We start from the raw sequence: 21,019 nt of genomic DNA, 5'->3' as shown, positions 1-21,019 counted from the left end.
GCTCAGTTGCGACGGGCGCCGCCGGAACCCTTCATGTACCTGAAGAAATCCGAACTGGGATCGACCACCATCACGTCGCTCTTGTCGGCAAAGCTGGCACGATAGGCTTCGAGGCTGCGCCAGAAGGAATAGAACTCGGCGTTCTTGCCGAAGGCCTCGGCATAGATCGAGGTGGCGCGGGCATCGCCCTCACCCTTGAGGCGCTGGGCATCGCGGTAGGCTTCGGCGACGATGACCTCACGCTGGCGATCGGCATCGGCGCGGATGCGTTCGGCTTCCGCGGCACCGAGCGAACGCAGCTCGTTGGCAACCCGCGTACGCTCCGCTTCCATGCGGCGATAGACCGCCTCGGAAACCTCGCCGGGCAGATCGACGCGCTTCAGGCGCACGTCGAGGATCTGCACGCCGATGGTGCGTGCGTCGCGGTCGGCGCGGTCGCGCATCTGGTCCATGATGCGGTCGCGTTCGCCGGACACCACGTCATGCACGGTGCGGCGGCCGAACTCCTCGCGCAGGCCGGCGTTCACCGTCTGCAGCAGGCGGATGCGCGCGCGCGCCTCGTCGCCGGCCACCGAGACGTAGTAGAGCTGCGGATCGACGATGCGCCACTTGACGAAGTGGTCGACCAGCACGTTCTTCTTCTCGGCGGTGATGAAGCGCTCGGGCTCAGGCGTGTCGATGGTGAGGATGCGGCGATCGAAGAAGCGCACGTTCTGGATCAGCGGCCACTTGAACTTCAGGCCGGGTTCCTCGATGACCTGCTTCACCTCACCGAGCTGGAAGACGATGGCGTACTGGCGCTGATCGACGGTAAACAGCGTCATCGAGGCGATGACGATGGCGAGCAGCAGCCCGCCGGCAAAAATGGGCATCTTTTCACGCATCAGCGTTCTCCGGGGCGGGTGCGGGAAATGTCACGGCCACGCGCATCAGCCGGATTGTCGAAGCGGCTGACCGGGGCGCTGAAAGGCAGCGACGGCTGCTGCGAGGCCTGGGCGTCGGCGGTGCCGCCCGTCGCCGTACCCGGCACGCCACCGCTGCGCTCCATGAGCTTGTCGAGCGGCAGGAAGAGCAGGTTGCCGTTGCCCTTGGCGTCGATCATCACCTTGCTGGTATTGGACAGCACCTGCTGCATCGTCTCCAGGTAGAGACGCTCGCGGGTCACCGCCGGGGCACGGTTGTACTCGGTCAGCACCTGCTCGAAGCGGCTCGCCTCACCTTCTGCGGCGGCGACCACGCGGTCACGGTAGGCGGCGGCCTCTTCCAGCAGGCGGTCGGCGGTACCACGCGCCAGCGGGATGACGTTGTTGGCGTAGGCCTCGCCCTCGTTCTTCTGGCGCTCGCGGTCCTGACCGGCCTTCACGGCGTCGTCGAAGGCGGCCTGCACCTGCTCGGGCGGCTGGGCGTTCTGCATGGTGACGCGGCTGATCTGCACGCCGGTCTGGTAGCGGTCGAGGATCTCCTGCATCAGCGCCTGTGCCGACGCGGCGATGTCCTCGCGCCCTTCATAGAGCACGAAGTCCATCTTGCTGCGGCCGACGATCTGGCGCATCGCGGTTTCCGCAGTCTGCGCGACGGTCTCGTCGGGGAAGCGGTTGTTGAACAGATAGCTTTCCGGGCTGTTGAGGATGTACTGCACGGCAAACTGGATGTTCACGATGTTCTCGTCATCGGTGAGCATCAGCGCCTCGCGCAGCACGCGGTTGCGCTCGGCGCCGCGATAACCGACTTCGACGGTACGCACGCCGGTCAGATCGACCACTTCGTGCGATTCGAAGGGCGTCGGCAGGCGCCAGCGCAGACCGGGTTCGGTGGTTTCGACAAACTGGCCGAAGCGCAGCACCACACCGCGTTCGTTGGCATTGACGATGTAGAAGCCGCTCGCCAGCCAGACCACCAGTGCGAGCACCAGCAGGATGCCGATGCCGCCGCCGAACTGCTTGAAGGAGACGTTGGGCATCTGTGGCCCGCCGCCGTCGCCGCTGGGGCGACGGCCACCGCCGCCACCGCTGCGCTTGCCGCCAAGGAGGCCGTTGAGCTTCTGATTGAGGTCGCGCCAGACGTCCTCCAGATCGGGAGGCTCCTGCTTGCCGCCGCGATTGCCTTTTTCGCGGTCGTCGTCGTTCCCCTGGTTGCCCCAGCGCGGATCGTTGAGTGACATGAGTATGCCCGTAATCACTTGTACATGAACTCTATGTTGAAAGTGCTGCGGAAGATGCCACCTGGGCCGCGCCTTCCGCGCCATGTGCCTGCGCCGCCTCGGCCAGCGCTGCACGCAGCAGATCGAGACCGGCGCCCGTCCTGGCGCTCAAAAAAACGCGCCTGATTCTACCACAGTCGTCGCGCTCGACCGCCGGCGCAGCCTGGGTGAGGTCCACCTTGTTCCACACCAGGATCTGCGGCACCTCGCCGGCACCGATCTCGCCGAGCACTTCGTTCACTGCGGCAATCTGCGCATCGCGGTCCTCGCTCGCCGAATCGACGACGTGCAGCAGGAGGTCGGCACTGGCGGTTTCCTCCAGCGTCGCCTCGAAGGCGGCAACCAGCGCATGCGGCAGATCACGGATGAATCCGACCGTGTCCGACAGCACAACGTTCCCGCCACCGACATAAAGCTTGCGCGAAGTGGTGTCGAGGGTGGCGAAAAGCTGGTCGGCAGCGTAGGCACCGGCCTTGGTGAGCGCATTGAAGAGGGTCGACTTGCCGGCATTGGTGTAGCCCACCAGCGACACCGAGAGGACATCGCGGCGCGCGCGCTGGCGCCGCCGCGTCTGACGCTGGCGGCCGATGGTGGCGAGCCGGCTCTTGAGGGTCTTGACCCGCATGCCGAGGAGGCGGCGGTCGGTCTCGAGCTGGGTTTCACCCGGCCCGCGCAGACCGATGCCGCCCTTCTGGCGTTCCAGGTGGGTCCACCCGCGCACCAGGCGCGTGGACAGGTGTTCGAGCTGGGCCAGTTCGACCTGCAGCTTGCCTTCGTGGCTGCGCGCGCGCAGCGCAAAGATGTCGAGGATCAGCGCCGTGCGGTCGATGACCCGGCACTGCAGCGCACGCTCGAGGTTGCGCTGCTGCGCCGGCGACAGCGCATGGTTGAAGATCACCAGATCGCCATCGTGGACGCGCAGGGCTTCGGCGACCTCCTCGACCTTGCCGCGTCCGGCGAACAGCGCCGGATCAGGCGCCTGGCGGCGGCCGCGGACGACCGCCTCGACGCTGGCACCGGCGCTGCCGGCAAGCAGGGCGAGTTCGGAGATGCGCTCGTCGATGGCGCCCTGCCCGAGATCGAGCTGCACCAGCACGGCGCGCTCGCCGGCCGAAGGGCGCTCAAACATGCTGCTGATCTGTAAGGACCGGCGCCATGCCGCCGGCGGACGGACGCTCAGCTATTGCCTTCACCCGCATCCTGTTGCTGGATGGACACCGGGCGGGCCGGGACGACGGTGGAGATGGCGTGCTTGTACACCATCTGGGTGACGGTGTTCTTGAGCAGGACGACGTACTGGTCGAAGGATTCGATCTGGCCCTGCAGCTTGATGCCGTTGACCAGGTAGATCGACACCGGAACGTGTTCGCGGCGCAGGGTGTTCAGAAACGGGTCTTGTAGAAGTTGCCCTTTGTTGCTCATGAGTGGACCTCGGTACTTGTGATTATTGGAATGTAAAGGAAATTTTGCTGCACCGCCACATGACGGCGCCACATCCTTTCCGGTGTGGATGAAACTCAGCCCTTCTCGGCATACGGATTGTGCGAGGTACGGAACTGTATGCGCAACGGCGTACCCTGCAGTTTGAAGGCATCGACGAAGGTACGTTCCAGATAGCGCACATATGATGCCGGCACGTGTTCGAGGGCGCTACCGTGGATAACCACTACCGGCGGATTGCTGCCCCCCTGGTGGGCGTAGCGCAGCTTGGGGCGGAAGACCCCATGACGCGGCGGCGCCTGCTTGGCCAGCGCCGCCTGCAGCGTGCGGGTCAGGCGCGGCGTGGACAGGTTCACCATGGCCGCGGCGTAGGCCGCATCCACCGATTTAAGCAGCCCGCCGATACCCTCGGCCTTCAACGCCGAGACGTAATGGAAGCGCGCGAAGTCGAGGAAGTTCAGCTTGCGGGCGATGTCCTCGCGAGTGCGCTCGCGGCGGTAGTCGTCGACGTCGTCCCACTTGTTCACCGCCACCACCAGTGCCCGCCCGGCGTCAAGCACGAAGCCGGCGATGTGGGCGTCCTGCTCGGAGATGTCCTGCGCGGCATCGAGCACCAGCACGGCGACGTTGCACTGCTCGATGGCCTGCAGGGTCTTGATCACCGAGAATTTCTCCACCGCCTCGAAGACCTTGCCGCGGCGGCGCAGACCGGCCGTGTCGATCAGCGTGTAGTGCCGCCCCTGGCGCTCGAAGGGAATGGCGATGGCGTCGCGCGTGGTCCCTGGCATGTCGAAGGCGATCACGCGCTCTTCGCCGATAAGGGTGTTGACCAGCGTGGACTTGCCGACGTTGGGGCGCCCGACCACGGCCACCCGCGGGCCGGCGTCGGCATCGTCATCCTCGGGCGCATCGTCGAACGGTGCCAGGGCGATGTCGACCAACTGCCGCACGCCGTCGCCGTGGGCGGCGGAGACCACCAGCGGCTCACCAAGGCCGAGGGCATGGAAATCCGCCCCGACCATGGCACGGTCCATTCCTTCGGACTTGTTGACCACCAGCAGCACCGGGCGCCCGGCACGGCGCAGGCGGGCGGCGATCTGTTCGTCGTGCGGAGTCAGACCGGCACGTCCGTCCACGAGGAACAGCAGCACGTCGGCCTCGGCGATGGCCTGCTCGGCCTGGCGCGCCATCTCGTGCATGATGCCGTCCTTGGCGACCGGGTCGAAGCCGGCGGTATCCACCACCAGATACTTGCGCTCGCCGACCCGGCCGATGCCGTAATGGCGATCACGGGTAAGGCCGGGCTGATCGGCAACCAGCGCATCACGGGTCTTGGTGAGACGGTTGAAGAGGGTCGATTTGCCGACATTGGGCCGGCCGACCAGAACAATGGTGGGATTCACGCTCTGCCTTGTCGATCAGCGCACTTCATAGGCCTGCAGCGCGCCGCCGCGCGTCTGCACGACGAAGCCCTGCGGCAGGGCGCGCATCTCGGCGGCCACCGCGCCGCTGCCGGCGCGCGCACGCGCTGCGAAGCGCCCGTCCTCACGACGCAGCAGATGCACGTAGCCGTCCAAATCGCCCACCGCAACGTAGTCGCCGAGCGCCAGCGGACGCGACACCTGGCGCAGCACGAGGGCGTCCTGGCGCCACACTCCGGCACCGCTGAAGGCATCGAGTGCATGCACGGCATTGCGGTCGTCGGTGATGAAGACGTAGCGCTCATCGCGGTCCATGCCCACGCTGCTGGAGAACTCGCGCGTCCACAGCGGATTGCCGTTGCTGCCGTCGAAGCAGCCGGCGCGGCCCTGGTAGGCCACCGCGCAGATCTCGCGACGACCGAACACCGGCGTGCCGACGACGTCGGCAATGCGCTCAAGCTCGGTGGCGCCGCGCGGCACGGTGACGCTCAGTTCCCACAGCTCGCCGCCATTGGCGAGATTGACCGCGGCCAGCTTGCCGCCGGGGAAACCGGCGATGGCGACACTGTTCTCGACCACGACGACGCCGGCGAAGCTGCGCAGTGCCAGCGGCGGCGTGGCGCGCTGGTACACCCAGCGTCGTGCGCCGTCACGGGCATCGAGACCGATGAGGCGGTTGTCGGAGGCGCGCAGCACGACGATCTCGGAAGACATCGCCGGTGCTGCGAGCACCTCGGCGCCCACCGGCACCCTCCAGCGCTCGGCACCGCTGGCGGCATCGAGGGCGATGGCCTCGCCATCGACGCTCACCACCACTACCAGACTGCCATCGCTGCCGACCCCGGCGGAGAGACGCTTGCCAACGCGTACCGACCACTGTGCGCGGCCGCCCTGATGGCGCGCCACCGTGCCGCTGTGGGCAGCCGCATAGACGCTGTCGCCAACCACTTCGGGCTGGAACACGAAGGGACCGGCATCGCCGATGTTCGCCGACCACAGCGGACGCAGTTCGGCACTGGGCTGGAAGGCCACCAGCTCGGCGGGCTTGGGCGCGGAGCTGGCAAAGGGGTTGAGCGACGAGCACGCTGCCAGCACGCTGGCCGCGCTCCCCAGGATCACTGCATTGACGATACGACGCATGCTGCTCAGCCCTCCACCGCTTCGAGTTTGATGCGCACCACCTCGCGCATCGTCGCCGCCCCTTCGACCTCGCCGGCAAAGCCGTCGAGCGCCGCCTGATAGGCCGTCCGGGCCTCGCTGCCACGCCCGAGGGCGAGCAGCACGTCACCACGCAGGTCGGCGAAGCGCCCCTGCAGGGCCGGCGCGGGATCGCGCGCAAGCTGGGCAAGCGCTTCATCGGCCTTGCCCTCGTGCAGCATCAGGGTCGCCAGGCGCAGACGCGCGATGTCGCGCAGCACCTCATCCCGCCCCTGCTCTGCCGCCCATTCGAGCTGGCTGCGCGCATTGACCAGGTCGCCGCGCTCGAAGTGCGTCGCCGCGGAGAGCAGCGCCGCCAGTTGCGGATAGGTGGTACGCCCGTAGCGGCCGATGAGCTCGCCGGTGGCCTCGCGGGCACGCTGGGTCTCACCCTTCTCCACCGCCTGCTGCACGGCGTGGAACAGCGCCCCGGCTTCTGCGGCCTGCTTGTTCTCATACCACCGCCAGCCCTGCCAGCTCACCGAGGCCACCGCCGCGGCCACCGCCAGCGCGGTCACCAGCTTGCCGTACTGCTCCCACCAGGCCTTGATCTCGGAGATCTGTTCCTGTTCCTCAAGGTCATACACCGCCATCTTCTTCTTCCTCTGGATAAAGGATTGCTGCCATCGCCTCGGAGAGCGATTCCAGGCTCACCCGCTGCTGGCCACCGGGCCCGCGCAGCGGCTTGAGGCCGATCTCACCCGCGGCGGCCTCGTCTTCGCCGATCACCAGGGCGACTGCGGCGCCGCTGGCATCGGCCTTCTTCATCTGCGACTTGAAACTGCCCTCGCCACAGTGCAGCAGTACCGCAAAACCGTGGGTGCGCAACGCCTCCGCAGCGCGGAAGGCCAGCCTGCGGGCGCTCTCGCCGAGGTGTACGACATAGGCGTCGGGGGCCGCAGGCTCGCCGCCGCCGCCGCATTCCTGCCACAGCGCCAGCAGGCGCTCCACCCCCATCGCAAAGCCGGCCGCCGGCGTCGGCTTGCCGCCGAGTTGCTCGACCAGACCATCGTAACGCCCGCCTGCACACACTGTACCCTGTGCGCCCAGGCGGGTGGTGACCCACTCGAACACGGTACGGTTGTAGTAATCGAGCCCGCGCACCAAGCGATGGTTGATGCGGAAGGGGATGCCGGCATCCTTGAGCAGTACCTGCACCGCCTCGAAATGGGCGCGGGAGTCCTCGCCAAGGTAGTCGGCAAGCCGCGGCGCGCCATCGACGAGCTCCTGCAGCGCGGGGTTCTTGGTGTCGAGGATGCGCAGCGGATTGCTGTACAGTCGGCGCTGGCCGTCCTCGTCGAGCTGCGCCTTGTGCTCTTCGAGATAGGCAATCAGCGCCGCGCGGTGCTGCGCACGCTCCGCCGCCGAACCCAGCGAGTTGAGTTCGAGGGCGACGTCCTCGAGGCCGAGTTCTTCCCACAGCCGCGCGCACATGATGATGTGCTCGGCATCGACGTCGGGCCCGGAGAATCCGAGTGCCTCCACGCCGATCTGGTGGAACTGGCGGTAGCGCCCCTTCTGCGGGCGCTCGTGACGGAACATCGGGCCGTGGTAATAGAGGCGCTGCGGCCCGCCGCCGGCGACCAGGTTGTGCTGGATCGCTGCACGCACGCAGGACGCCGTGCCTTCCGGGCGCAGCGTCAGCTGCTCGCCGTTGAGGGCGTCCTCGAAGGAGTACATCTCCTTCTCGACGATGTCGGTCACTTCGCCGATGGCACGCTTGAACAGCGGCGTCGGCTCGACGATGGGCATGCGGATCGGGCGGTAGCCGTAGCTCTTCAGCCAGTCGCGGACGATGTCCTCGAAGTGTTCCCAGGTCTCGGCGTCGTCGGGCAGGATGTCGTTCATCCCGCGCACGGCCTGCAGGGTCTTGCTCATAGCGTTGCTTTCCGCGGGCTCAGCCCGCCTTCCTCGTGTAACGGGTGGCGACGTAGTCGTCCACGATGGCCTTGAATTCGGCGGCAATGTTGTCGCCGCGCAGGGTGACGGTCTTGACGCCGTCGACGAACACCGGCGCGGCGGGGGTCTCGCCGGTACCAGGCAAGGAGATGCCGATGTTGGCGTGTTTGCTCTCGCCCGGCCCGTTGACCACACAGCCCATCACCGCCAGCGTCATGTTCTCCACACCGTCGTACTGCTCGCGCCACACCGGCATCTGCTCGCGCACGTAGCGCTGGATGCCGTCGGCAAGTTCCTGGAAGAAGGTGCTGGTGGTGCGCCCGCAGCCCGGGCAGGCGGTGACCATGGGCGTGAACGCACGCAGCCCCATGGTCTGCAGGATTTCCTGGGCGACCACCACTTCCTGTGTGCGGCTGCCGCCGGGCTCCGGGGTGAGCGAGATGCGAATGGTGTCGCCGATGCCTTCCTGCAGCAGCACGGACAATGCTGCGGTGGAGGCGACGATGCCCTTGGAGCCCATGCCGGCTTCGGTGAGCCCGAGGTGCAAGGGGTAGTCGCTGCGCGCGGCCAGCTCGCGATACACCGCGATCAGGTCCTGCACGCTGGAGACCTTGGCCGAGAGGATGATGCGGTCGCCCCCCAGGCCGTACTCCTCGGCCTTGGCGGCGGATTCGAGCGCCGACACCACCAGCGCCTCACGCATCACCGCGCCGGCGTCACGCGGCTCGGCGAGCCTGGCGTTGGCATCCATGATGCGGGCGAGCACGGACTGGTCGAGGCTGCCCCAGTTCACCCCGATGCGCACCGGCTTGTCGTAGCGGCAGGCCAGTTCGACGATGGCGGCAAACTGCGGGTCGCGCTTGGCGCCGGCGCCGACGTTGCCCGGGTTGATACGGAACTTGGCGAGCGCCTCGGCGCAGGCCGGGAAGTCGGTGAGCAGCTTGTGGCCGTTGTAGTGGAAGTCGCCGACCAGCGGCACGTCGACATTGAGCGCCAGCAGGCGGTCACGGATGTGCGGTACGGCCTTCGCCGCCGCTTCGTTGTTGACCGTCAGGCGCACGATCTCCGAACCGGCGCGCGCCAGTTCGGCGACCTGCATCGCGGTGGCGAGCACATCGGCAGTGTCGGTATTGGTCATCGACTGCACGACCACCGCGGCACCGCCACCGACGGTGACACCGTCGATGAGGACACGGCGGGTTGCCCGGCGCGGCAGCGGACCGCAATGACTGGGAATGGACGCGTTCATGCCGGAACCTTTCACTCGACACTCAGGCGCGCCACGCTGACGCGCGTATGCGGCACCAGATCGATGCTGCGGCCGTTGCGTTCGAGCCGGACCTCGCGGGCATTGCCCACCACCACGGCGAAGGGCGGCTGGCCGTCGACGGTGCGCACCTGTCCGGCCTGACCGGTAGCCGATACCAGCAGGGCGCCGCCCGCATCGCGCACCTCGAACCACGACTCGCCGGCGAAGCGGAAGGTCAGCCGGGCCATGCCGGTGGCAGGCGTGGCGGGAGCAGCGGTGTCCGGTACGGCCGGCGGTGGCTGCACAGCGGTCTCGACCGGGGCCTGCGGCGGTGCCTCGACAGACTCCACCATCACGCCGGCGGCACCCTGCCCGGCAGCGGGCTCGTCATCGAGCGGTGGCGCAAAGAGCGGCTCGCCCTCGCCCGCCACCAGCGGTGCAACGACTTCGATCGGCTGCGGCGTGCGGAACCAGTCGAAGTACCAGCCAACGAGGACGACCAGCAGCAGACCGAAGGCGACAACGGCCACCGGCGTCGACGACATCCGGCTTTCACCACCGCTGGGCATCTCGCCGTCGGCGTTCGACACCGGCACCAGTTCGACATTGCCGGCGGGCGGTTCATTGCCCAGCGCAGCCTGCAGGGGCGCGGCGTCGATGCCGAGGATGCGCGCATAGTTGCGCACGAAACCACGCACGAAGGCCGGGCCGGGCAGCAGGTCGAAGCGCCCGGCTTCCATGGCTTCGATCTGGCGCACGCCGAGCTTGAGCATCTGGGCAACGTTGGCGACGGTCAGCCCACGCGCCTCACGGGCGGCGCGCAGCATCTCGCCAACGCCGGGCTGTTCGGCAACGGCGGACGCCTCCTGAGGAAACTGGCTGGCTTCGCTCACTCGAAACGCCCCTGCAGCATGGCCTGGTATTCCACCGAATCGGCAAAGCGGTTGCGCAATTGCGCGGCATAGCTGGCCTCGGCGTCGCGGTTGCCGAGATGGCGCTCGGTGCGCAGGCCCAGCCAGATCGATTGCGCACTGGGCTCGGACTGCTGGTGCAGACGGATCAGGTTGACCCGTGCAGTGGCGAAATCCCCGCGGCGGTAGGCGATCTCGGCAAGATTGAAGAAAGCCTGTGCGTTACTCGGATCGACGTCGGCGGCACGCTGGAAAAGCGGCTCGGCGGCAGCGTCGTTGCCCATGCGCAAGTGGCACAGGGCGGAGTTGGTAAACGGGCGTGTCGGCGTGCGGTAGAAAGGGTTGCGTGCCGCGACCGCAAGGTGTTCGAGGCCCTCGACCTCACGCCCCTGGGTGCACAGGAACCAGCCATAGCTGTTGTTGAAGTCGGGATCCCCGGGCGCCAGGCGGAGGGCGCGCTGGAAGTTCTCGTGGGCCTTGGCGTTGTCCTCGACGAACATGTACACCAGCCCCATCAGGTGGAAGGCCGGAGCATGATTGCCGTCTTCGCCGAGCGCCACCCGCGCCTCGTCGAGGGCGACATCGAAGCGGCCGATCTCCAGATACGCCATGCCGAGCTCGACGTGCGCCTTGGCACGGGCCTCGGCAGCCGTCGTCGGGGTGCGGTCGGCCAGCGGGCGGGCGGCCTGCGGGGCAAATTCACCGCTGCTGACACCGCCGCCGGGTGCCGTGGTCGCACAAGCCGCCACCAGAAGGGAAAGGGCTGCGGGCAGCAGCCGCATGGCAAAGCGGGTCATCAGCGAGCCTCCTTCGAATTGACCAGACGAACGGTGCGCCGGGTCTTGTCCAGTACCTGCCCGGCGAGTTGCCCGCAGGCCGCATCGACGTCCTCACCACGCGTCTTGCGGGTGGTGGTGACAATCCCGGCATCATTGAGCATACCGGCAAAACGCCGGATGCGCTCCACCGGCGAACGCTCGAAGCCGGCGTTCGGGAAAGGGTTGAAGGGAATCAGGTTGAACTTGCACGGCACCTCGCGGACCAGTGCGATGAGCTCGCGGGCGTGCTCGTCGCGGTCGTTCACGCCGTCGAGCATGACGTACTCGAAGGTGACGAAATCGCGCGGCGCACGCTCCAGGTAACGCCGGCAGGCCGCCATCAACTCGGCCAGCGGGTACTTCTGGTTGATCGGCACCAGGCGGTCGCGCAAGGCGTCGTTGGAGGCATGCAGCGACACCGCCAGCGCCACCGGGCATTCATCGCGCAGGCGGTCCATCGCCGGCACGATGCCCGAGGTCGACACCGTGACACGGCGGCGCGACAGGCCGTAGGCGTGATCGTCGAGCATCAGCCGCAGCGCGGTAACGACGTTGTCGAAATTGGCCAGCGGCTCGCCCATCCCCATCATCACCACATTGCTGATGATGCGGCCATTGTCGGCCTCGCCGGCCTCCAGATCGGCGGCCTGCTCGCGTGCGGCGCCGAGCAGGCGGTTGGCCAGCCACAGCTGGCCGATGATCTCGGCCGCAGAGAGATTGCGGTTGAAACCCTGCTTGCCGGTGGAACAGAAGGCGCAATCGAGCGCACACCCTGCCTGCGAGGACACGCACAGCGTGCCGCGGCTGGTCTCGGGGATGAACACCGTTTCCACCGCGTTGCCGTTGCCGACATCGAGCAGCCACTTGCGCGTGCCGTCGGCAGACACCGAGTCACGCAGCGGCTGCGGGGCGCGGATGCAGGCAGTATCCGCCAGCCTGGCGCGCAGGCTCTTGGCGACATCGGTCATGCGCTCGAAGTCGTCGCAACCTTCGCGGTGCATCCAGCGCATCACCTGACGGGCGCGAAAGGGCTTCTCACCCAGTTCGGCAAACCAGGCGACGAGGCCGTCGACGTCGTAATCGAGCAGATTGACCATTGCGGTATTGCATTGCGGGCACGGCACCGCCACCTGCGGCGCGGCACCGGCCCGCATCTGCGGCGCTCAGCGGCCGCTGTAGACGTTCATGCCGGGGAAGAAGAAAGCCACTTCCACGGCAGCGGTTTCGGGCGCATCGGAGCCGTGCACGGCATTGGCGTCGATGGACTCGGCGAAGTCGGCGCGGATGGTGCCGGCGTCGGCCTTCTTGGGATCGGTGGCACCCATCAGCTCACGGTTCTTGGCAATGGCGTTGTCGCCTTCCAGGCACTGGATCATCACCGGGCCGGAGGTCATGAAGGAGACCAGATCCTTGAAGAAGGGGCGCTCCTTGTGCACGGCGTAGAACTGGCCGGCTTCCTGCTCGGACAGATGCACCATCTTGGCAGCGATGACCTTCAGCCCGGCGTCTTCGAAACGCTGGTAGATCTTGCCGATGACGTTCTTGGCGACGGCGTCGGGCTTGATGATGGAAAGGGTGCGTTCGATGGCCATTGAGGACTCCACAGAGGGTTTGACAAAACGGGAAATTCTAGCAGGTTTCGTGTTTACATCCGTGACGGATCGAAACCGGTGGCACGGTAGATGGCGCGGATCAGATCGGCGCCAATGCGCTCCTCCATGCGCTGATGCACGGGCAGCAAGGCCTGCTTGAAGGCTGCCAGGGTGCGCGCATCGGGCTCGTAGACGACTGTGTGCCCGGCCGCCCGCACCGCCGCCAGGGCCTGCTCATTCTCTTCCTGGGCGATGCGGTTGGCAAAGGCAGTGGCCTCGTCCATGGCGCGCTCGAGCTGGCGGCGGATGTCGCGCGGCAGGGCATCCCAGAAACGCTTGTTGGTGATCACTGCATAGCCCAGATAGCCATGCCCGGTGAGGATGAGGTGACCCTGCACCTCGTGCATGCGCTGCGTGTACAGATTGGAATGAGGATTCTCCGTGCCGTCCACCACGCCATGGCGCAGGGCATCGTAGACATCGGAAAAGCCCATCACCTGGGGCAGCGCGCCGAGCGCCAGCATCTGCTCTTCGAGCACGCGCGAGGACTGGATGCGCATGCGCAGACCGTGCAGATCGTCGGGGCCGTGAATCGGCGTATTGGCGGAGAAGGACTTGAAGCCGTTGTCCCAGAACGCCAGCCCCCTGATCCCGCGCGCCTCCAGACGGCCGAGCAGTTCGCGCCCCACCGGCCCGGTGGTGACACGGCGCAAGGCCTCGTAGCCATCGAAGATGTAAGGCAGATCGAAGACCTCGAACTCGCGCAGGCCCAACGGCGCGAACTTGGCCAGCGACGGCGCCAGCATCTCCACCGCGCCGAGCTGAAGCGCCTCGAGCTCCTCGCGGTCCTTGTAGAGCGTGCTGTTGGGATACACCTCGACGCGCACGCGCCCTTCGGTGAGCGCCTCGGCACGCGCCCTGAAGTACTCCGCCGCCTTGCCTTTCGGCGTATCGGGAGCGACCACGTGACTGAAGCGGATGACGATGGGCTCGGCCTGCACACCCGGCGACAGCACCAGGCCGACGCAGATGGCGAACCGCAGCAGCATTTTTTTCATTACTCTCTACCCTCCAGGGCCGGCCGCCCCCGGCGACCGGCATCACAACCCGTAAAGTTTACCGCGCCGATGCCCTGCATGTCGGCCCAACGCGCCCTGCCCGGTCAATGGACAAGCCTGCCGCCCCTCCCACCCCCGCCTGGCTGCCCTATGGCGCGCTGCTGCTGATTCTCGCCATCATCGCCACCCTGGTGTGGCTGACCCGCAGCTACGACGAGGAAGTGCAGCGCACCACGCTGATCAGCGACGTGCTGTGGATGGAGCAGAACCTGCGCTTCCATCTCGACCGCAACGCCGCCCAACTCGGCCAGCTCGGCCCCGCACTGATCGCCGGCCGGCACGGCGACGTCGCCACCGAGGCCGGCCTGCGCCACCTGCTGCGCGCCGAGAGCGGCCTCGCGCGCATCATCTGGACCGACGCCGACGGCACCATGCGCGGCGCCCAGCCGCCAGCGAGCGACGACCACCTGGTCGGCGAGAGCGGCGGCACCGTACCCGCCCGGAGCATATTCCGCCTCGCCCGCGCGATCGGCCGCCCGGTGTATGGACCAGCCTATCCGATTACCGGCGGCGACCACCATTTCGAGGTCCATGTGCCGATCTACAGCGACGGCGCCTTCATCGGCACCGCCGTCGGCGTGTATTCCCTGCAGAGCCTGGTGGTACGCGAGTTGCCGTGGTGGTTCAGCGAGCGCTACCGGGTCAGCGTGCTCGACTCCGACGGACAGGAGCTGGCGGCCAAGTCCGGGGTCGGCGCACCGGCCAGCGGGCACGACTACAGTATCGCCTTCGACCCGCCGGGACACGGCCTGGTTCTGCACATCGCCGCGCACCGCGGCGAGATCCGCTGGATTCCCCTGCTGCTGGTCGCCTCGCTGGTAATGCTGGGAAGCATCATCGTGTGGAGCATCTGGCAGCTGCGCCGCCAGCTGCAGCGCCGCCAGGCCGCCGAACACGCCCTGCACAAGGAAAGCACCTTCCGCAAGGCAATGGAGGACTCGCTGCTCACCGGTCTGCGCGCCCGCGACCTCAGCGGCCGCGTCACCTACGTCAATCCGGCCTTCTGCCGGATGGTCGGCTATAGCGCCGGGGAGCTCGTCGGCCACCTGCCGCCGATGCCCTACTGGGATCCCGAACACCTCGAACGCACCCAGGAACTGCACGAACTCATCATGGCCGGCGGCACGCCACCGGAAGGCATGGAGGTACGGCTGCGACGCAAGGACGGCAGCCGCCTCGACGCCCAGATCTTCGAGGCCCCGCTGATCGACGGCGAAGGCCGCCACAGCGGCTGGATGGGCTCGGTGCTCGACATCACCGAGCAGAAACGCGCCGAGGAACTCGCCCGCCAGCAGGAAGAGCGCCTGCAGGCCACCTCGCGGCTGGTCACCATGGGCGAGATGGCCTCCACCCTGGCCCACGAGCTGAACCAGCCGCTGGCCGCCATCGCCAGCTACAACAGCGGCTGCATCAACCGCCTCGAAAGCGGCGACTGCAACCGCGCCGAGATGCTCGACATCCACCAGCGCATCGCCCGCCAGGCCCGCCGCGCCGGCGACATCGTCCGCCGCGTTCACGACTTCGTGCGGCGCTCGGAACCCAAGCGCATCGCCGTCGACCTCAATGCGATCATCCGCGAGGCCGTCGAACTGCTCGAAGCCGACACCCGCAAGCGCCAGGTGCGCGTGCACACCGGGCTCAGCGGGCTGCCGGCGCTCGACGCCGACCCGGTGATGCTGGAGCAGATCGTCGTCAACCTGGTGCGCAATGCCATGGACGCGATGCGCGACACCCCTGCCACCCGCCGCGAAGTCACCATCAGCACACGGCGCGAGGGCAGCAATGCGGTGCTGCAGGTCAGCGACCGCGGCAGCGGCATCCCGCCGGAGACCGCCGCCCGCCTGTTCGAACCCTTCTTCACCACCAAGGCCGAGGGCATGGGCATGGGGCTCAACATCTGCCGCTCGATCGCCGAACTGCATCATGGCCATCTGGGTTTCGAAGCCCGCCCCGATGGGGGTACCATCTTCACCCTCACGCTGCCGCTGGAACCCGCATGAACGAGCCCTGCGCCCACATCATCGACGACGACGACGCCATTCGCGACGCGCTGGAGTGGCAGTTCCGCACCCGCGGCGTGCCCTGCCGGCTATGGGCCGCGGCAGAGGACTTCCTCGCGGCCTGGGAACCGGCCTGGCAGGGCTGCATCGTCCTCGACATCCGCATGGCGGGAATGAGCGGACTGGCCTGCTTCGACGCCCTGCTGGCACGACGCTGCGAGTTGCCGGTGATCTTCATCACCGGCCATGGCGACGTGCCGATGGCGGTGGCCGCGCTCAAGAAAGGCGCCTTCGACTTCATCGAGAAGCCCTTCAACGACAAGGACCTCATCGACGTGGTGGAAAAGGCCCTCGCTGCCGATGCCGAGCGCCAGCGCGCCGCCGCCGGGCGCGAAACCGTCGCCGCACGCCTGGCCACGGTCACCGCGCGCGAGCGCGAGGTGATGGCGCTGATCCTCGAAGGCAAGTTCAACAAGGTCATCGCCGACGAGCTCAACATCTCGATGCGCACCGTCGAGGCCCACCGCGCGAAGATCTTCGACAAGATGGGCGTGCGCTCGGCGGTCGAACTGGCGCAGATGCTCACCGGGCTGGATTACTAGCCCGCATTCTGAACTCACCCCCGCTGCGGGTGCCGGCACGCTCGCCGTGGCGCGCCTTACTCCCTCACGCCGTCCCAGCTCAACCGCAGGCCGGGCTGCATGTCCTCGCACTGCCAGGCCGCAGCAACGCCGATGCCGGCAATCCACACCGCCTCGCCGTCGGCCATCAGCACCGGCAGGCGCTCGCGCAGCCATGGCGGCACGCCGGCGTCCTGACACAGCTTGCGGAAGCTGCGCTGCGGGCGGCCGGCAGCCAGGCGCATGCTCAGCCCGGGCCAGCGCCCGCGCACCATCACCAGCGCTGCCGCCTGCACGCGGTCGAGGCGCAGCCCCTCGCCGACGCTGGCCTCGCAGCGCAGCAGTGCACCACACCACGGCAACTCGGTCTCGCCGCGCCAGCGCAGCGGCCGTGGCGGTGGCGGCGTAGCGGCTTCCAGCCACAGTTGCCCGCGATAGCAGCAGCACACACAACCCCCGAGTTCGACACGCAGGGGCTGCAGCGGCGGCACGCTGGCGAGCTGGCGTTGCACCTCCAGCAGGCGCGCACGCGATGGCGCCTGGCCGCCGGCAGCGCGCACCAGCCAGCGCAGCAGGTTGCGCTGACGGGCCGCCGACAAGGCCAGCACGGCATCGCGCTGCAGCATCTGGCCGCCACAGAGCCGCGCATCGGCAGCGGCAAGCTCATCCATGAGCGTCGCCGCCTCGGCGAAGTTCTCTGCCGCGCGGGCCAGTGCCGGCACCGCCGCGGGGAAATGCGCCGCCATCGCCGGCAGCACCTCGTGACGCAGCGCATTGCGGCGATGCCGCGGGTTGGCATTGCTCGGATCCTCGACCCAGTGCAGTCCGCCTTCGCGCGCGGCCGCCTCGATCTGTGCGCGCCGCACGCCCAGCAAAGGGCGCAGGATGGCGGGCGCACCCGGCTGCCAAACCACCATCCCGGCAGCACCATGGGCGCCACTGCCGCGCAACAGCCGGAAGAGCACGGTCTCCGCCTGATCGTCCTGATGGTGAGCGAGCAGCAGGGCATCGCAGGCCACGCTGCGCAAGGCGGCGTGGCGGCTCGCACGGGCCGCCGCCTCCAGCCCGCAGGGCGCGTCACGGGCGACCTCGACCTGAAATACCTTCAGCACCACCCCCAGCTGCGCGCAGGACTGCGCGCAGTGCGCCTGCCAGGCCCAGGCCTGCGGGTGCAGGCCGTGATTGACGTGAGCGGCGAGCAACGTGAAGCCAAGCTCTTCGCGCAGGGCGGCCAGCACGTGCAGGAGCACGGTGGAGTCCACCCCGCCGCTGAGCGCGCAGCACAGCCGCGCACCGCTCCCCAGCCCGGCTGCGGCCAGCCGCGCCGCAACCGTGGCGCGCAGGCCCGCCTGTACCGGGAAGGCCGTCACCGCGGCCTCAGGCGACCTTCTGTTCCTTGAAGCGCCCGTAGGCCATCAGCTTCTCGTAACGCTGCTCGAGCAGTTGCGTCGGCGACAGGTCGGCGAGCTGGCGCAGCGAGTCGGTCAGCGCACGCTTGAGGCTTTGCGCCATGCCGCGGTGATCGCGGTGGGCACCACCCACCGGCTCGTTGACCACCTTGTCGATGAGTCCCAGGGACTTCAGCCGCGCCGCGGTGATGCCCATGGTCTCGGCGGCCTCGGAGGCCTTTTCCGCACTCTTCCACAGGATGGAGGCACAACCTTCGGGGGAAATCACCGAGTAGGTGGCGTATTGCAGCATCTGCACCTGGTCCGCCACCGCGATGGCCAGCGCGCCGCCGGAGCCGCCCTCGCCGATGATGGTGGTGACGATAGGCACCTTGAGTTCGGCCATCACGTAGAGATTGTGACCAATGGCCTCGGACTGGCCACGCTCCTCGGCACCGATGCCGGGGTAGGCGCCCGGGGTATCGACGAAGGTGAACACCGGCAGGCCGAACTTCTCCGCCATCTTCATCAGCCGCAGCGCCTTGCGGTAACCCTCGGGGCGCGGCATGCCGAAGTTGCGGGCGATCTTCTCCTTGGTGTCGCGCCCCTTCTGGTGGCCGATGACCATGCAGCTCTGACCATTGAAGCGCGCCAGCCCGCCGACGATGGCCTTGTCGTCGGCAAAGGCGCGGTCGCCGTGGAGCTCCTCGAAATCGGTGAAGATCAGCTCCGCGTAGTCCAGCGTGTAGGGGCGCTGCGGATGACGGGCGACCTGGGCGATCTGCCATGGGGTCAGCTTGGCGTAGAGGTCCTTGGTCAAGCTCTGGCTCTTGGCCTCCAGACGGGCGATCTCCTCGGAGATATCGACCGCGGAGTCATCCTGCACAAAACGCAGTTCCTCGATCTTGGCGGCAAGATCGGCCAGGGACTGTTCAAAATCCAGAAAGATGGTCTTCATCTGACCCGTCCAAACTTGAGAGGCGCGTATTGTACCCCCACCCCTGCCCACGGGAAGGGGCGGATACATCCGTACCGCCTGACGCAAAAAGGGCGGCCCGTGGCCGCCCCTGCATCGAACGCGCATGGCGCTCAGTCGTTGTTCATGAAACCCAGCAGGTGCAGCAGGCTGGTGAAGAGGTTGTAGATGGCGACGTACAGCGTGACCGTGGCCATGATGTAGTTGGTCTCGCCGCCATGGATGATGTTGCTGGTCTCGTAGAGGATGAGACCGGACATCAGCAGCACGAACATCGCCGAAACCGCCAGCGAGAGCGCCGGGATGGAGAAGAAGATCGCCCCCAGTCCGGCCAGGAAGGCCACCAGGATGCCGACCATCAGGAAGCCGCCCATGAAGGAGAAATCCTTGCGGGTGGTCAGCGCATAGGCCGACAGGCCGAGGAAGATCGCCGCGGTGCCGGCCATCGCCTGCATCACGATCATGTGACCGTTGGGCAGCGACAGATAGGCCGAGAGGATGGGGCCGAGGGTGTAGCCCATGAAGCCGGTGAGGGCAAACACCGCGAGGATGCCGGCAGAGCTGTTGCGCAGCTTGGTGGTCAGGAAAAGCAGGCCGAAGTAGCCGATCAGGGTCAGGATCAGGCCCGGATGCGGCAGCCCGAGCGCCATCGACACACCGGCCACGACCGCCGAGAAGGCCAGCGTCATCGACAGCAGAATGTAGGTATTGCGGATGACCTTGTTGGTCGAGAGGACGGAAGCCTCGGACCGGGTCATGGTGGCGATGCGGTTTTCCATGGAACGTCTACCTCCTGCTGGGAACTTGTTGTCAATCCAAAATTGGTCAGGCAAAAGCCGGGGCCAGGCGCGGAACCTGGCGGCGGCGCTGCACGCGCTGCGCCAGTACGCGCGACACGCGATCGGCTGCGCGATCCACCGCGGCGCGCACTTCCAGCTCGGTGATCGCGAAGATCACGTCGGGAAGGTTGCGCAGACGCAACTGCACCACGCAGCGCTTGTCGGCACCGCCTTTCGGCCCATTCACGTCGGCCACCTTCACCCGTGCCCACTGGATGTGGTCGCGGAAGCGCCCGATTGCGAAACGCATCCGCCGCGCCACGTAGTCGCGCAGCCCGGGGTTGGCCTCGACACCGTCACAATGCAAATCGATACGCATGGAAGCTCTCCTCTCCTGTTGTGGCAGACAGCGGCATGCACGACTTGCGACATGCCGAATGCTACGGCTAAGACTGTTCGGTAAAATCCGAGTTCAACTGAATCTTCATCCGGTTTTTACGAACATTGGGGTCATATGCTCAATTTCAAGCAGCTTCACCACTTCTGGAACGTCGCCCGCGCCGGTGGCATCGTCCGCGCCAGCGAACGCTCGGGGCTCGCCCCACAGACCCTGTCTGGACAGATCGCCGCACTGGAAGCCAGCCTCGGGGTGACCCTGTTCCGCCGTCAGGGCCGCGGGCTGGTGCTCACCGAGACCGGACAGATGGTACTCGATTATGCCGAAGAAATATTCCGCACCGGCAGTGAACTGGAGGAGGCGCTGCTCAGCCGCTCCGCCGGGCGGGTGGTTCCGTTCCGCGTCGGCATCGCCGACGTGGTACCGAAGAGCATCGCCTGGCTGCTGCTCGCACCGTCGATGGCACTGCCTGAACCGGTGCGCATCGTCTGCCGCGAGGACAAGCTCGAACGCCTGCTCGGCGACCTCGCCATCCACAAGCTCGACGTCGTCCTCGCCGACAGCCCCTTGCCGGCAAACATGGACGTACGCGGCTACAGCCACAAGCTGGCGGAGTCCTCGGTGAGCCTGTTCGCCTCCGCCGCGCTCGCCGACACGCTCGCCGGCGATTTCCCTGCCTGCCTGCAGCAGGCACCACTGCTGCTGCCCGGCAACGAGGCGGCGGTGCGGGCGCCGCTGCTGCGCTGGCTCGAAGAGCAACGCCTGACACCGCGCATCGTCGGCGAATTCGACGACAGCGCGCTGATGAAGGCCTTCGGCGAGGCTGGCGCAGGCATCTTTCCTGCACCGACGCTGATCTCCGCACAGTTGTGCCGCCATGGCGAGCTGCGCTGCATCGGCGAACTGCCCGGCGTTGGCGACTCTTACTACGCCATCGCCGTGGAGCGCCGCCTGAGCCACCCCGCCACCCAGGCCATCAGTCGCGCGGCAATGCCTCCCCGGGACGGCTGAGGT

The 21,019-nt window shown here is 67.3% G+C and carries 21 protein-coding genes; 3 read left to right on the top strand and 18 right to left on the bottom strand.

Going from position 1 to position 21,019, the window contains the following annotated elements; translation table 11 throughout:
• Window positions 1-2: 2 nt before the first annotated feature.
• The 14 genes from hflC to C8261_RS13320 all read right to left on the bottom strand — a co-directional run bounded on the left by hflC (window position 3) and on the right by C8261_RS13320 (window position 13,776).
• Window positions 3-884, bottom strand: a complete 882-nt coding sequence (gene hflC, locus C8261_RS13385; RefSeq protein ID WP_107494222.1) for a protease modulator HflC — start codon at window positions 882-884, stop codon at window positions 3-5.
• Window positions 884-2,161: an FtsH protease activity modulator HflK gene (gene hflK / locus C8261_RS13380; protein ID WP_107494221.1), complete on the bottom strand. Its 1,278-nt coding sequence runs from the start codon at window positions 2,159-2,161 to the stop codon at window positions 884-886. Before hflK ends, hflC begins: the two co-directional genes overlap by 1 nt.
• 31 nt (window positions 2,162-2,192) lie before the next feature.
• Complete coding sequence (gene hflX, locus C8261_RS13375; protein ID WP_107494220.1) at window positions 2,193-3,329, bottom strand: ribosome rescue GTPase HflX; 1,137 nt, start codon at window positions 3,327-3,329, stop codon at window positions 2,193-2,195.
• Between the two features lie 47 nt (window positions 3,330-3,376).
• Window positions 3,377-3,622 (bottom strand): RNA chaperone Hfq, encoded by a 246-nt coding sequence (gene hfq, locus C8261_RS13370; protein WP_107494219.1) that lies wholly within the window; start codon window positions 3,620-3,622, stop codon window positions 3,377-3,379.
• A 95-nt stretch (window positions 3,623-3,717) separates the two neighbouring features.
• Complete coding sequence (der, locus tag C8261_RS13365; protein WP_107494218.1) at window positions 3,718-5,043, bottom strand: ribosome biogenesis GTPase Der; 1,326 nt, start codon at window positions 5,041-5,043, stop codon at window positions 3,718-3,720.
• 15 nt (window positions 5,044-5,058) lie between these two features.
• Window positions 5,059-6,201, bottom strand: a complete 1,143-nt coding sequence (gene bamB, locus C8261_RS13360; RefSeq protein WP_107494217.1) for an outer membrane protein assembly factor BamB — start codon at window positions 6,199-6,201, stop codon at window positions 5,059-5,061.
• Between the two features lie 5 nt (window positions 6,202-6,206).
• A complete protein-coding gene (locus C8261_RS13355; RefSeq protein WP_107494216.1) occupies window positions 6,207-6,851 on the bottom strand; it encodes a tetratricopeptide repeat protein in 645 nt (214 codons plus the stop codon).
• Complete coding sequence (gene hisS / locus C8261_RS13350; RefSeq protein WP_107494215.1) at window positions 6,838-8,136, bottom strand: histidine--tRNA ligase; 1,299 nt, start codon at window positions 8,134-8,136, stop codon at window positions 6,838-6,840. The genes C8261_RS13355 and hisS overlap by 14 nt, the downstream gene beginning before the upstream one ends.
• A gap of 19 nt (window positions 8,137-8,155) precedes the next feature.
• On the bottom strand, window positions 8,156-9,406 hold the full coding sequence (gene ispG / locus C8261_RS13345) for a flavodoxin-dependent (E)-4-hydroxy-3-methylbut-2-enyl-diphosphate synthase (RefSeq protein ID WP_107494214.1): 1,251 nt from the start codon (window positions 9,404-9,406) through the stop codon (window positions 8,156-8,158).
• Window positions 9,407-9,417: 11 nt separating this feature from the next.
• Window positions 9,418-10,299, bottom strand: a complete 882-nt coding sequence (locus tag C8261_RS13340) for a RodZ domain-containing protein (RefSeq protein ID WP_235864923.1) — start codon at window positions 10,297-10,299, stop codon at window positions 9,418-9,420.
• Window positions 10,296-11,114, bottom strand: coding sequence for a type IV pilus biogenesis/stability protein PilW (pilW, locus tag C8261_RS13335; RefSeq protein ID WP_107494213.1), 819 nt, complete (start codon window positions 11,112-11,114; stop codon window positions 10,296-10,298). The genes C8261_RS13340 and pilW overlap by 4 nt, the downstream gene beginning before the upstream one ends.
• Window positions 11,114-12,232, bottom strand: a complete 1,119-nt coding sequence (gene rlmN, locus C8261_RS13330; RefSeq protein ID WP_107494263.1) for a 23S rRNA (adenine(2503)-C(2))-methyltransferase RlmN — start codon at window positions 12,230-12,232, stop codon at window positions 11,114-11,116. The genes pilW and rlmN overlap by 1 nt, the downstream gene beginning before the upstream one ends.
• 66 nt (window positions 12,233-12,298) lie before the next feature.
• Window positions 12,299-12,727, bottom strand: coding sequence for a nucleoside-diphosphate kinase (gene ndk / locus C8261_RS13325; protein ID WP_107494212.1), 429 nt, complete (start codon window positions 12,725-12,727; stop codon window positions 12,299-12,301).
• Window positions 12,728-12,780: 53 nt separating this feature from the next.
• Window positions 12,781-13,776 carry a TRAP transporter substrate-binding protein gene (locus tag C8261_RS13320; protein ID WP_408003221.1) on the bottom strand — a complete coding sequence of 332 codons (996 nt, stop codon included), beginning with the start codon at window positions 13,774-13,776 and terminating at the stop codon, window positions 12,781-12,783.
• 116 nt (window positions 13,777-13,892) lie between these two features.
• On the opposite strand from C8261_RS13320, the gene C8261_RS13315 reads away from it, so the two are divergent.
• Window positions 13,893-15,845: an ATP-binding protein gene (locus C8261_RS13315; protein WP_107494210.1), complete on the top strand. Its 1,953-nt coding sequence runs from the start codon at window positions 13,893-13,895 to the stop codon at window positions 15,843-15,845.
• The gene (locus C8261_RS13310; RefSeq protein WP_107494209.1) at window positions 15,842-16,447 is read left to right on the top strand and encodes a response regulator transcription factor; all 606 of its coding nucleotides are present in this window, start codon (window positions 15,842-15,844) and stop codon (window positions 16,445-16,447) included. The genes C8261_RS13315 and C8261_RS13310 overlap by 4 nt, the downstream gene beginning before the upstream one ends.
• A gap of 56 nt (window positions 16,448-16,503) precedes the next feature.
• Here the strand turns inward: C8261_RS13310 and tilS are convergent, their stop codons facing one another.
• The 4 genes from tilS to C8261_RS13290 form a co-directional block, all read right to left on the bottom strand.
• A complete protein-coding gene (gene tilS / locus C8261_RS13305; RefSeq protein ID WP_235864922.1) occupies window positions 16,504-17,835 on the bottom strand; it encodes a tRNA lysidine(34) synthetase TilS in 1,332 nt (443 codons plus the stop codon).
• Between the two features lie 7 nt (window positions 17,836-17,842).
• The gene (locus C8261_RS13300) at window positions 17,843-18,811 is read right to left on the bottom strand and encodes an acetyl-CoA carboxylase carboxyltransferase subunit alpha (RefSeq protein WP_107494208.1); all 969 of its coding nucleotides are present in this window, start codon (window positions 18,809-18,811) and stop codon (window positions 17,843-17,845) included.
• Window positions 18,812-18,942: 131 nt separating this feature from the next.
• A complete protein-coding gene (locus C8261_RS13295) occupies window positions 18,943-19,608 on the bottom strand; it encodes a Bax inhibitor-1/YccA family protein (protein WP_107494207.1) in 666 nt (221 codons plus the stop codon).
• A gap of 46 nt (window positions 19,609-19,654) precedes the next feature.
• Window positions 19,655-19,987: an HPF/RaiA family ribosome-associated protein gene (locus C8261_RS13290; RefSeq protein WP_107494206.1), complete on the bottom strand. Its 333-nt coding sequence runs from the start codon at window positions 19,985-19,987 to the stop codon at window positions 19,655-19,657.
• A gap of 135 nt (window positions 19,988-20,122) precedes the next feature.
• Here C8261_RS13290 and nhaR point away from each other — a divergent pair, with 135 nt between their 5' ends.
• Window positions 20,123-21,016: a transcriptional activator NhaR gene (gene nhaR / locus C8261_RS13285; protein WP_107494205.1), complete on the top strand. Its 894-nt coding sequence runs from the start codon at window positions 20,123-20,125 to the stop codon at window positions 21,014-21,016.
• Window positions 21,017-21,019: the final 3 nt, after the last annotated feature.

The organism is Pseudothauera lacus, assembly GCF_003034845.1.
GTDB lineage: Bacteria > Pseudomonadota > Gammaproteobacteria > Burkholderiales > Rhodocyclaceae > Pseudothauera > Pseudothauera lacus.
Note: the sequence above shows the minus strand (reverse complement) of the source record. Positions and strands in the feature narration are given on the sequence as shown.